Genomic DNA, 11,911 nt, shown 5'->3' on the forward strand with positions numbered 1-11,911 from the left:
TTCGATTCACTCAAAAAACAGCCTAAATGCAGTAAGACTTTCTCGCTTGAAATGAAAGTGGCGTGAGGTACTGGAGACCAGACCCAGATGCCTCACAGTCCATCACTTGCCGGCAGGTGGGAAGTCGATATCCGTCATCGCCACGTTGTTGAGGTAGTTGGTCAGCGTCAGCAGGGAAACCTGGGCGATCACATCCACGATTTTCGCATCATCCAACCCTGCTTCCCGTGCCGCTAGCAACTGAGCATCGCTGACCTGCCCTCGACTGATTGTCACTGCCCTGGCGAATGCAGCAACGCCATCGAGCGTGCCGGCCCGTGCAGCCAGCAGCACATCGGCATCCAGTCCTGCTTTGGCCCCGAAAAAGCTGTGCGCAGAGATGCAGTAGTCGCATCCATTCACTTCAGATGCAGCCAGCGCCGCCACTTCACGCTCGGCGGGGCTGAGGCTGTTCTTGTTCAGAGCTTGGGACAACGCGAGGTATCCGCCCAACGCTGCAGGCGAGTGGGCGAGGGTGGCGAAAGCATTCGGGATGAAGCCCAAGCCTTTTTCTACCCCTTGCAACGCCGTTTGGGCGGCCGCAGGCGCCTGATCCAAAGTGAGAGCATTGATACGCGTCATGAGTCGACTCCTTGAAAAATATTCGTACCGGTGTCAGGTCAGGCAACCGGGATCGGGTTTTCGACCACGGACTGATTGAACAGGTTGATCAGTTCATGCTCATTAGCCCCTTGGTTCGCACGCAGCGGCAGGACGCGGTCTACCAAAACTTCGGTGGTAGCGGTTTCAAGCTTGGCCAGAGTTTCCTGGATGAAGTCATCCAGCGGCATTGCACGGTCGTCACCGCTTTTGTGGATCAGATCGGTATCGACCCAAGGTGGGGCGATCTCCAAAACCTTGACGCTCGTGTCACGCAGGGTGAAGCGCTGCGAAAGGGAGTAGGAGTGGAGGGCTGCCTTGGTAGCTGAATACAGTGCGGTGGCTGCCAGTGGCAGGTAGGCCAGTACCGAGCTGTTGTTAATGATGTATGCGTCCGGCTGGCGCTTGAGATGCTCAACGAAGGCGGCACTGACTCGTACTGGGCCGAGTAAATTAGTCTCCAGCAGGCTTACCGCCTGGGCATCGTCGTAATCACCGGATGCTGGGTTGTCGAACGGCATGATGCCGGCGTTGTTGATGATCACATTCAGCGAGGGGTGGCGCTGGATAACCTCCTGGGCCACCTGTGCAATTTGCTGGGGATCGTTGATATCCAGTCTTACCGTTTCGATGCCTGGGTGAGCATGAGCGATCTCGTCCAGCAGTGCCTGCCGGCGGCCTGCAATGATTACCTTGTTACCACGCTGGTGAAAGGCTTCGGCAAGGGCGCGGCCAATGCCTGAGGTACCACCAGTGATAAAGATGGTGTTGGCAGTCAGTTTCATGAATGGTGTCCTTCGCGGTTAGTCAGTTGGCGCTGTAACGCGGGGCGAGCTGGCTCTTGGAAAGCTGGCCGAACAGTGCTTGTCGGTTGGCTTCGTAACGCTCGAAAGCCTGCAGGTCATGCAACGACGGTAGGGAGATCAATACGTCCTGGTCGAAGTCCTGCAAGGCGCCAGTCACCAGATCCTGAGCCGACATCACGATGCCAGGGTCAAGATTCTCGAGGGGTAAGCCGCCGATCTGCCAGAGGTCGGTTGCAGTGGCTCCAGGCAGTACCGCCTGGATCTTGATGCCCTTGTCCGCAAGTTCTTTGTGCAGGGAGTGGGTAAAGGCGGTGACATACGCCTTGCTGGCGCCGTAAACGCCATTGAGCATCTCTGGCGCGAGGCTCACGACGGACGAAATGTTGATGACGGCGCCATGCTGGCGAGCAACGAACCCTGGGATGGCAGCGTAGGTAAGGCGGGTGAGGGCGGTGACGTTGAGATTGATCATCTCAGCCATGCGCTCCACATCGCTATCCAGCAAGCTGGTATGAGTGCCTATACCTGCGTTGTTGACCAGCATCGTGATACTGGCGTCATCCTGCAGCTTGCGCTCCACCTGGCGCAGGCCCTCGGCATTACCCAAGTCTGCTGCGAACACCTCCACAGCCTGTTGGGTCTCGGTAGTGAGCCGACCGGCTAAGGCATTGAGTCGCTCACGGTTGCGTGCAACCAGCACCAGGCCGTAGCCGCGACGAGCAAGTTGCTCCGCGTAGATCGAACCGATCCCGGTGGATGCGCCAGTGATGATCGCGGTGCCTTTGAATTCCTGCGTCATGGTCATGCTCCAGCGATTGGGTGTGGAGTCATGATGGCGGAACGTGCTTTCGTCTCAAACGACACATATGCTACGTTTTCCGGACATCGAATAATGGAGCTTCAACCATGCACCGGGTCGGCTACCTCATCACTGAAGGTTTTCAGGTCATGTCACTGGCGACTCAGTCTGTATTCGAGTTCGCGAACATTGTTGCCGGCGAAACGGCTTACAAGATCCAGAACTTTTCCATAGAAGGCGGTACCGTCCGATCGTCTCTCGGGATGTACATGGATACGCTACCCCTGGGTGCTCCAGGCTTGGCCGACACCTGGATGATTACGGGGACATTGACGCCTCTGACACCACCAGGTGAGGACGTGCTGGCGAGCGTGCGCGGCTTTGTCGATGGCGCGAGACGCACGGCAGGCCTTTGCACGGGCTGTTTCGTGCTGGCGCAGGCAGGTGTGCTCGATAACCGCAGGGCAACGACGCACTGGGCCTATGCGAACAAGCTTCGTGAGATGCACCCGAAGATCGAAGTCGAGGAAGACCGTATTTTCATCGTGGATGGGCCAATATGGACGTCTGCAGGTATGACTGCCGCTCTGGATATGGCGCTGGCCATGGTTGAGAAGGATCTGGGCACCGAGATGGCACGGTCGGTGGCGCGTAAGCTGGTCATGCATCAGCGCCGCTCCGGTGGTCAATCACAGCACTCCGAGCTGCTGTCGCTTTCACCAAAATCTGACCGTATTCAGATGGCTCTGGATTACGCCCGTAAGCATCTGAGCCGCCCTCTGAGCGTGGACGAACTTGCTGAGGTCGTTCATCTAAGCGCTAGGCAATTCACGCGCGTATTCACCGCCGAGACGGGGCAATCACCGGCGAAGGCCGTGGAAAGCCTGCGCCTCGAGGCTGCCAGATTGATGATTGAGCAGAGTCGGCACAGCCTTGATGTAGTAGCTCGGGAGACCGGCTTCAGGGATCGCCGCCATCTGCGAGAGGTTTTTATCCGCGGATTTGGTGTACCGCCTCAAACCGTGCGGAGGGATGCCCGACGGGTCGTATCTGCATGACTGAGACAGTTCTGGCCGTTTCTAAGCGACCAAACGGCCTAAAAACTGATCCAGAGCACGGTAATCATCGCAATGGTGGAAATTCTCCTCACCTACGAACCTGGAAAAGTCTGTCTCTCCATAGCCCGCCACATGGCAGCCCGCGAGCAGTCCTGCCTCAACACCAGACAAGCTGTCTTCTACCACTAGGCAGTTGTCGGGGGCTAATCCCAAACGCTCTGCGGCATGCAGCATGATTTTGGGGTCGGGCTTCCAGGCCTGCACCTCATATGCACTGATTATGGTGTTCTCGAAGGCCGGATATAGGCCAACAGCTTTGAGGCAGGTTTCGATCTTGATGCGAGGGCCGTTGGAGGCCACACATGCAGGAATTTTGAGCGCCTCAACAAACTCGATCGCGCCCGGCATAGGCTCTAGGCTCGCCTCAAACAGCGGCAGGCTGCGCGTGCGAAACCCAGCAGTGAGGGCCTCAGAGGAAAGCGTAGGGTAGAGGTCACGCAGACCATCTACGAAGCTCTGGAATTGTACGCCCCGAAACCGGATGAGTACGTTGGCAGGTGTCATCTCAATATCCTGCTCTCCGAGCAACTGACTCAACAGCTGCGCTGCAAGTCGTTCGCTGTCTACCAGGGTGCCGTCGCAGTCGAAAATAATGCCTCGAATCTTCATAGAACTTCTCTAGCTCCTTATACCGCGGTTTACAGACACGCCGGCCTTGGGCCAAGCGCTCCCTTCGTAGATCCCAGCCAATGTCGTCATAAGCACAGCTAGTAGCCGCCGACCGTAGCACGCTGTCTGGGTGGGCAGCTCTTTGAGCTCGAGGATGAGTCGTTAAAGAGGCCTCATGCATGTCTACCTGTTATGAAAACGCGGCTTAAAGGGGAAAGGTAGACAGGAGTACAAATGTACTCCTGACGGATTTGCCCCCGAAACACCGTGTGTTTGTCCATCGTTTTACAAGACTCTATAGTGGTTTCATTGCGTTCTGTTCTCCTAGAGATCATCAATGAAGCGAACCTTGCTGGGTATGGCAGAAGCTGGAGAGCCGCTCCTAAGACAAGCGCTTGCCGCAATTCGGGCCTTCAACCTGGCAGAGTCTGAGGGTCGTCCGGATGAAGAGCTCAAGCGCCTTAAACTCGAAGCCGACCACCTCTATCAGACGGTGATCGACTAACAGCTGCAGAAGGCAGGCAGTCTTGGGCAGACGGAACATTAGGGAAAATGCCAAGCCACTAGCTCAAGTTAACAACGAGGTCGAGGGACAACATGCATCAAAAAATTCGACAACCGCTGCTTCCTGATGACCCGATGTACCAGCAGGCTATCGACGCCATGAAGAAATACGACCAAGCCAAAGCGGATGGAAAGCCTGAAGCTGTAGTAGAGCGGCTCCGCCTCGAGGCTGAGTACGCGTTTCAAACCGTAACGGACTACCAGCTCGAAGCCCTCGGTGGTCACTCTCCAACACGCCATTAGCAAACATCGCAATACCTGACAAAGCACGTGCTTCGTGTCGAAGATGAGGTTGAATCGACGAAGCTGGCACTCAAGGAATACCTAGGCCGGACTCCCGCGCAGGCACCGATGCTGGCGCCAATTCAGGTAGGATGTCAGAGCCTCTGCAGCCCATATTGGGACTGCTCACGACCTGCTTGAGACTCGCTATGACGTGGCAATTGGACGCCTTCATCGACCTTGATCGTACCTTCTCCATTATCCCCTTCGATGCAGACGCGTCCGATGATGTAGAACTGAGCGGCCGCCATAATGGGAGCGGAGATCGTCGCTGGCCAGACTTGCTTCAGCATCGCCGAGTGATTCTGCTTTCGGAGGCTGGATCGGGTAAAACCGCCGAAATCCGGAACGTTACTCGCCAGCTCCGTCGCCAAGGAAAAATCGCCTTCTTCCTGCGGATCGAAAACGTCTATCCAGAATTGGAAGACGCGATCGAAGAAGGCAGCTTCGAGGAATTCGAAAGCTGGTTAGATTCCGGTGCGGAAGGCTGGCTGTTCATGGATTCTGTGGACGAGGCTCGGTTAAAGGATCCGCGAGATTTTGAACGCGCAATCCGAAAAATCGGCCGTTTGACACAACGCCTTGGCGCCCAGGCGCACCTACTTATTACCGGTCGTAGCACAGCGTGGCGCGCCAGGACGGATCTCGCGATCTGTGAGGCGAGCTTTGCCTTTGAGCCTATCACTAAGCAATCAACCGCGGCAGATGCGAGTGAAGCTGTAGCTCACACGGCTCCAACAAAACCGAAGTCAGGCAGGTCGTTCCTTGTTGTTACTTTGGACGATATCCATGGAGCGCAGGTCGACCGCTTCTTGGCAGCCACTGGTGTCGTAGATGGCAAAGGGTTTCGCGCTGAACTTGACCGGAGGGATGCATGGTCGTTGACCACGCGCCCGCTGGATTTCCTGGAGCTCGTCGACTATTGGCACGCCCATCACCGTGTAGGCTCGCGCCTGGAGCTGATGAGAAGCAGCATCGAGCGCCGTCTAGAAGAGCACGATCAAAATCGCGCTGAGATCAGACCTATCGCTCCAGAGAAACTCCGCGAAGGTGTTCGTCTCATCGCCGCCGCGACAACATTGGGTCAGATGTCTGCTGTCCGTGTACCGGATGGCGATGCCAATAAAAAGGGCATCCCGGTTCGTTCTGTCCTGAAGGATTGGAATGACGCAGACGCAGGCACACTGCTAAGCCGGCCGATTTTCGAGCCTGGCATCTATGGAACGGTACGTTTTCACCATCGCACAGTCCGAGAATACCTAACGGCTGAGTGGCTTCACGAGCTGATTCGCGATGCCGCCTCTCGAGTCAAAATCGAGAATCTGTTCTTCCGCACTCAATATGGCATCCAAGTCATCAACCCTTCACTGCGCCCAGTTCTACCTTGGCTGGCGCTTTTGGACACGCGCATTTGCTCAAGGCTAGAGGAGGTTGCACCCGAGGTGTTTTTCGAGGGGGGTGATCCCGGGCAGCTTCAGCTAACGACTCGCCGGAACGTACTGCGCAAGGCTTGCGAACACTTGGCAAAGCCGGCACATAGCTGGTCGATGACTGACTTTTCTGCAGTGCAGCGATTCGCTCACCATGATCTCACCGAAGATATCAAAGACCTGCTGGCGCTCTACAGCACAAACGACGATATCACCTGGTTCCTGCTGCGCATGGTGTGGCAAGGCGAGGTGGTGGGTGCGCTCGCAGAAGCGAAGCAATTCGCCCTCACTGCCCAGCATAAACACACGCGTTTGGCAGCCATACGCGCTGTCATCGATTTGGGTACCCCCCAGGACGTCGCCGATTTACGCCAAGGGTTGCTGCACGGTGACAAGGAAATTAATCGGGAGTGGTTGGCTGAGCTTGTAGATGCCTTACCCGCAAACGATGAATCGCTTGGGTGGCTGCTTGCTGCGATCGAGCGGGCCGCTAAGAAGGAGCGGTTTAGTGGGAGGGACAGCCTAGCGTTAAACCTTTCATCATTGGCTGCGGACTTGCCACAGAGACACCTCCCAACCTTAGTCCGAGGGCTGGGTGAGCTCTTGGCCAAGCCGCCTACCAAAGATCACGGATTCATCTCCATCTCGAAAAATCACATCTGGCTTGCCGAGATTGCTGGCCAGGGCGTGCTCCGGCTGATTCAGAAGCGTGATCCATTTGCACTCGATGAGGCCGCTCTAGACATCCTGAGCAAACTCGCGCTGGCACATGTGTACGATGAGCGGGATGTTCGGGAGTTAGGTGAAAACCTCAGATTAGCGGTGCCCGCGTGGCCTGAGCTCGATTACAAATTGTTTTGGCATGACGTCGAGGTTGCCCGTAAGGGGCGTGCACACCGCAACGAGCCAGTGATCAATGTCTGGCAATTGATCGGTTTCCGGCCATTTTGGTCGTTGAACAAGGAGAACCTTGTTCTCGCATGCGACCAGATTGCTAGCCTCACTGATTTTCAAGATCGCCACATGGCGATGAGTCTGGGCGTCGAAATTTATAAGCAGCATGGCAAGCCGACTGAATGGGAGATCCAGCTTCGGAAGGCAACTGAGTGCGACGCCGAGCTTAGCAAAAAGCTGGAACTCATGCTGAATCCGCCGCCGCGACAAGTCGATGAATGGGAGATTCAGCAGGCCCAGTGGAAAGAAGAAGCGGCCCAACGAGAGGGTAAGGAAGCGAATCGACGTCGCGAGTGGCGTGAAGGGCTTGCCGCTGATGTAGCGAGTATCAACAGTCCCGATCCGGGCGTGATGACTCGTCGTCAAGCCTATCTACTGGAAGAGATGCGTGATGGTACGTCATCCTCAAGCACATGGAGCAACGGGAACTGGGAGTCACTCGTTCCTGAGTTCGGAATGCCGGTCGCTCAAGCGTTTCGTGATGGGGCGATTAGTTTCTGGAGGGGTTATTGCCCGCAGCTTCCATCTGAAGGCGCGCCGGCGAATACAACCCCATACCAGGTAATTTTTGGGTTAACGGGGCTTGCTATCGAAGCCAGGGAAGAATCGTCCAGTTTCCTCCAAATGTCTTGTAGGGATGCCGAGTATGCCGTTCGTTATTCGCTGCTGGAACTGAATGGCTTCCCAGAGTGGCTACCTACGTTGTTTAAACGTTGGCCGCAACCTCTTTTAGAAATCGTAGGACGTGAGATCTGTTACGAGCTGGGTCAACCATGCTCGGATTCTGGTGGCAATCATGTCCTGCGCAGGCTCCGCTACGGTGGTGAATGGCTGTATGAGGCACTAGCAACTCCGCTCATGACTCGCTTGGCTCAACCTGTGAAAAACCTGGAATCCCTTCAACTCGTCCTGAGCGTTGTGGTGGAGTCCTCCATCAGTGATCGGGCACTGGCTGTGCTCGCCAGCGAGCGTGCCATCGCAGAGAGCAGTCTGGATATCGCGCCGTATTGGTTTGCTATGTGGATTGGATCAGAACCAGCCAAGGGTATACCGGCACTGGCAGCTCGTATCGATTCGCTGCCTTCAGATGAGGCAAAAGCGCAATTTGCAATGCTCTGCCTGATTGGCATCGTTGGTGGCCACAATGCGCACCGTTGCCGGCAGAACTACAAAACAGTAAAACATGCAAAAGCGCTGTATCTGCTAGTTAACGAGTACGTACGTATCGCAGATGACATCCAGCGCGCAGGAACAGGCGTCTATTCGCCAGGACTGAGGGACGACGCCCAGAGTGCTCGAGACGGATTACTTGCTCTAATTCGAGAAACACCTGGTAAGGAAGCATTCCTGGCCTTGGAGGAAATTGCCCAGGCCCATCCCGCAGAAAGCCTTCGCCCATGGAGTGCGTTTTATGCTGAGCAGAAAGCTACCGCCGACTCGCAGACTCCGCCCTGGCCGCCAGAGAAGGTCATCGATTTCCATAACTCGCTGGAAAGCACTCCCACCACACATCGAGAGCTCTGGAATCTCGCGATCGATCGGCTACTGGATCTGAAGCATCTGCTGGAAGAGAGTGATTCAAGCTGGGCTGAGCTTCTTTTGCCTTCAAGCCAGGAGACCTCTGTTCGCAAATTTATCGGAGACTGGTGCAGAGACCACGCTGCAGGGCGCTACGGTGTAACCCAAGAAGAACAGCTTGCGGACGATAAGCGACCAGACTACAGATTCCTGAACACCCAGTTTGATGCTCCGGTACCAGTCGAACTGAAGCTCTCCCAGAACTGGAGTGGGCCGCAGCATTTCGAGCGACTTGAAAATCAGCTATGCGGGGACTACCTGCGTGATGACAGGTCGAGCTGCGGAATCTTCTTGCTTGTCAGCAGAGATGATCAAGACAAATGGGAGACTCCAAAGGGTGATCGGGTTGGATTTGAAGGCTTGGTTGCAGCTCTGCAGGAACACTGGCTGAGCATTGCATCCAGGTATCCAGGCGTTGAGGACGTAATGGTCATCGGCGTCGACCTTACCAAGCGGGGAGGACAGGCAGCAGCCAAAGCCATCAAGGCCAACCAGGCGAAAGCCGGCCTAAGCGAGGAGGAGTGAAACAATGCTCGATCTCGTTGAAGGCTAATGTCTAGCCCCGCACGTTGATACCTCTATCCCGCGGCAATAGTCTGATCGCGTATGTGTCCGGCACCAAAACCTTATGCAGGAAAAGACCTCTTTATCGGCAACTCAAACCTCGCCGATGAGAGCCGGAGACGCCGAGCAAGACCTTGAATACCGCCGATTGGCGGTATTTTTTGCTTGCCGGCTGGCTGGCGCCCGTCTATCAGCCCCTACGCATAGCTAGCGGAGTGCGCAGGCGTGACGGGATGGAAGCCCGTAGGGCCGAGATGTCGCCGCGCGACGGCTCGGTTTACGACAGCCGGGCCCGACGGGCACGCCTATCAGCAGTGAAAAAAACTTCCGACCATCACGGATGGTTGCATCAATGCGATTACTGATATTCCGTATTTCTTCGATCCGCAACGGCGCTCACAGAGAATAAATGTAGGCGCCCATTAAAATATTTTTAATTTTTCTCTAAAGGTTTTGGCCGAATGAGCCGTATTTATAATATATGAGCTTATTGAGGTATTTATGCAAGACCAAGCCTGGGCCAGCGGCACCCTTCTACATCACGCCGAGCCGAAGATCGATGAAACCACATATTCTAACTGTGCTGAGCTATCGATAGACTTTCAAAGCGGCCACTCCCGCCTTCTTATGGATGGCCTCCCGCATGAGCTCACCGCCCACCAATGTGGAATTTTAGTTTTCATTCTCGGAGAAACAGTCAAGCTCTTAGCTGGCGCATCCGACTCTGAAGTGTGCCGACAAGCAGCGCTGATCGTTAAAAACTACATGCTATGGTATGAGCTGATAGAGGTGCGGACGACTTCAGAAGAAGAGGACACACTGGAAAGCTACGTGTACAGGCGAACCTCGCATGAGCATTTCTATGCCGGATCTTTCCGATGCCTTCAGTCGAATCCTGGAACTAATAATTATCACGCGGTACAAATAGCCGCATGTATAAACACAAATCGAACAGTGTTCTCTTATGACAGAAACATCATTTCAATGGATATAGTACAGGCCTCTAGGTTGGTAGAGCAACTCTGGATTGCTGGATACCTCAAAGCCCAGGCAGAAGCAGCTGTCGAACGTAACGTTTCCGCTCCTTCCGCCGAACTCGAAAACTCTTGTGGCCCAAGGTTTAATTCCCATGAACAGTCGGCTGGCGGCGAAGCCTTCGAAAATCTTCGCCAATTTGAATGGCACGGATATGGGCTTAGTGGCACTTTCCCTGTAGCTGTGAAAAATTTGAAAAAGCATGTGATACTAGACATGGATGGCTCACACTATCATCTCTCAGCACAAAACTGCGTTGAAATCGCGAAAAATATCGCTATATTGCTAGCGACCAACTGTGAGCTAGGATTTCAGCACTTTGACGAAGCTACTCTGGCCCTGCTTGCAGCCTCACTAGAATGGCATAAATTTATCCATGAACGTGCAGGCTGCGCTGGCGCGAATCCCATGGACATTATTACTGGCGAAAAGAGAGGTTACGAGTTCATCGCTTCTGCGTACTTTCAGAGCAATGCACCATCTGCAAGCGCCGCTCTCTATCACCGCGTGCTCATCGCACTTGATGAAGACGTAGGCCTTCCATGTATCAGCATCGACAACAGAGCTTTTCCGATAAGCATAGAAGAGGCGCTATGGCTGATGGAAAATCTTCAGATCGCCGGATACCTCGCAGCGATGGCTGACGAATAGGCTTGCCAAGCAGAGGGGGTGATTCTCGTGCAGAAGCCCGAGGCTTGGGGGTTGTAACGTAGTTTCTGGAATGTAACATCGGCCACGTTACATTCCAAAAACTGCGTTACAAACGATGATGTCAGGCCCCTGGGGTGGAGCGCCTCTTTGCTTCAGCCAGATGCTCTTTAAGCTTCGCAATGCTCATAACCTCCGATCCACGATGCACCACCGCATGGCAGTTAGGCCATCCAAAAGAACATCGCCAAGGTACGTCGACTGTGATCACAAAAATCGGCATTCGTGGGTACCGCATCTACAAAGATTTCGAGCTTTAAACCCAACTCGGGCGTGAACATTCTCGTCGGTGACAATGACACTGGGAAGTCCACATTGATGGAGGCCATCTTGCCAGCCCTGAACGACCGAATTGGTGGACGAGGGATTCTTGAGGAACTGAACCCACGTTGGTTCAACACCGAGTTGGTGGCTGAGTTTCTGGCGCTTCGGGCGGCGGGGAGGACGCCCAAGCTGCCAGAGATACTGGTAGAGCTTTACATGCAGGGCTCAGCTGATCTGCAGGTGCTGCTAGGCGCTGTATGAAATCCCATGAAACACAATCGCCGACCCTTGAACGCTAGATTTTCTAGAGTCCCCTGCCATTGACGGAAAGGAATTCTGTGCTGGCAAAGCGTCACGGACTCTCGGACGAGCCCCGGGGTTTGGTCTCTGATCTCTTTATCAACACCTGTGGCCAAGAGCGTCCGACGGATGCTCGATGGCGTGCTATAGAGGCTCTCTTCGGGTGAATCATATCGACCGCTTCACGCCTCGTAACTCATGCGCCGAGGTAGATTGCAGGTGCTCGCGGCTGGTGAGTACGACTTTCGTCTAGGTAATGGC

10 protein-coding genes are annotated in these 11,911 nt (G+C 54.8%); 6 read left to right on the forward strand and 4 right to left on the reverse strand.

The genetic code is table 11. From position 1 onward, the window contains the following. Window positions 1–102: 102 nt before the first annotated feature. The 3 genes from ACJA3S_RS13380 to ACJA3S_RS13390 are packed head-to-tail and all read right to left on the reverse strand — an operon-like array spanning window position 103 to window position 2,244. Window positions 103–621 carry a carboxymuconolactone decarboxylase family protein gene (locus tag ACJA3S_RS13380; protein ID WP_289514832.1) on the reverse strand — a complete coding sequence of 173 codons (519 nt, stop codon included), beginning with the start codon at window positions 619–621 and terminating at the stop codon, window positions 103–105. Window positions 622–659: 38 nt separating this feature from the next. Next, window positions 660–1,424 carry an SDR family oxidoreductase gene (locus tag ACJA3S_RS13385; protein WP_289514831.1) on the reverse strand — a complete coding sequence of 255 codons (765 nt, stop codon included), beginning with the start codon at window positions 1,422–1,424 and terminating at the stop codon, window positions 660–662. 22 nt (window positions 1,425–1,446) lie between these two features. Beyond that, entirely contained in the window at window positions 1,447–2,244 is a 798-nt protein-coding gene (locus tag ACJA3S_RS13390; protein ID WP_289514830.1) for an SDR family oxidoreductase, read from the reverse strand. Between the two features lie 107 nt (window positions 2,245–2,351). Between ACJA3S_RS13390 and ACJA3S_RS13395 the strand changes: the two genes are divergently transcribed. Next, window positions 2,352–3,302 carry a GlxA family transcriptional regulator gene (locus ACJA3S_RS13395; RefSeq protein ID WP_289514829.1) on the forward strand — a complete coding sequence of 317 codons (951 nt, stop codon included), beginning with the start codon at window positions 2,352–2,354 and terminating at the stop codon, window positions 3,300–3,302. A gap of 21 nt (window positions 3,303–3,323) precedes the next feature. Here the strand turns inward: ACJA3S_RS13395 and ACJA3S_RS13400 are convergent, their stop codons facing one another. Then, window positions 3,324–3,971: an HAD family phosphatase gene (locus ACJA3S_RS13400; protein ID WP_289514828.1), complete on the reverse strand. Its 648-nt coding sequence runs from the start codon at window positions 3,969–3,971 to the stop codon at window positions 3,324–3,326. Between the two features lie 337 nt (window positions 3,972–4,308). Here ACJA3S_RS13400 and ACJA3S_RS13405 point away from each other — a divergent pair, with 337 nt between their 5' ends. From ACJA3S_RS13405 to ACJA3S_RS13425, 5 genes are all read left to right on the forward strand, one after another. Next, entirely contained in the window at window positions 4,309–4,476 is a 168-nt protein-coding gene (locus tag ACJA3S_RS13405) for a hypothetical protein (protein WP_289514827.1), read from the forward strand. A gap of 92 nt (window positions 4,477–4,568) precedes the next feature. Continuing rightward, the gene (locus ACJA3S_RS13410) at window positions 4,569–4,778 is read left to right on the forward strand and encodes a hypothetical protein (RefSeq protein ID WP_289514826.1); all 210 of its coding nucleotides are present in this window, start codon (window positions 4,569–4,571) and stop codon (window positions 4,776–4,778) included. Window positions 4,779–4,966: 188 nt separating this feature from the next. Then, window positions 4,967–9,304, forward strand: coding sequence for an NACHT domain-containing NTPase (locus ACJA3S_RS13415; protein WP_289514825.1), 4,338 nt, complete (start codon window positions 4,967–4,969; stop codon window positions 9,302–9,304). Between the two features lie 540 nt (window positions 9,305–9,844). After that, window positions 9,845–11,029, forward strand: coding sequence for a hypothetical protein (locus tag ACJA3S_RS13420; protein WP_289514824.1), 1,185 nt, complete (start codon window positions 9,845–9,847; stop codon window positions 11,027–11,029). A gap of 330 nt (window positions 11,030–11,359) precedes the next feature. Further along, window positions 11,360–11,611 carry a hypothetical protein gene (locus ACJA3S_RS13425; RefSeq protein ID WP_289514823.1) on the forward strand — a complete coding sequence of 84 codons (252 nt, stop codon included), beginning with the start codon at window positions 11,360–11,362 and terminating at the stop codon, window positions 11,609–11,611. Window positions 11,612–11,911: the final 300 nt, after the last annotated feature.

The organism is Pseudomonas sp. KnCO4, from assembly GCF_045344305.1.
GTDB lineage: Bacteria > Pseudomonadota > Gammaproteobacteria > Pseudomonadales > Pseudomonadaceae > Aquipseudomonas > Aquipseudomonas anuradhapurensis.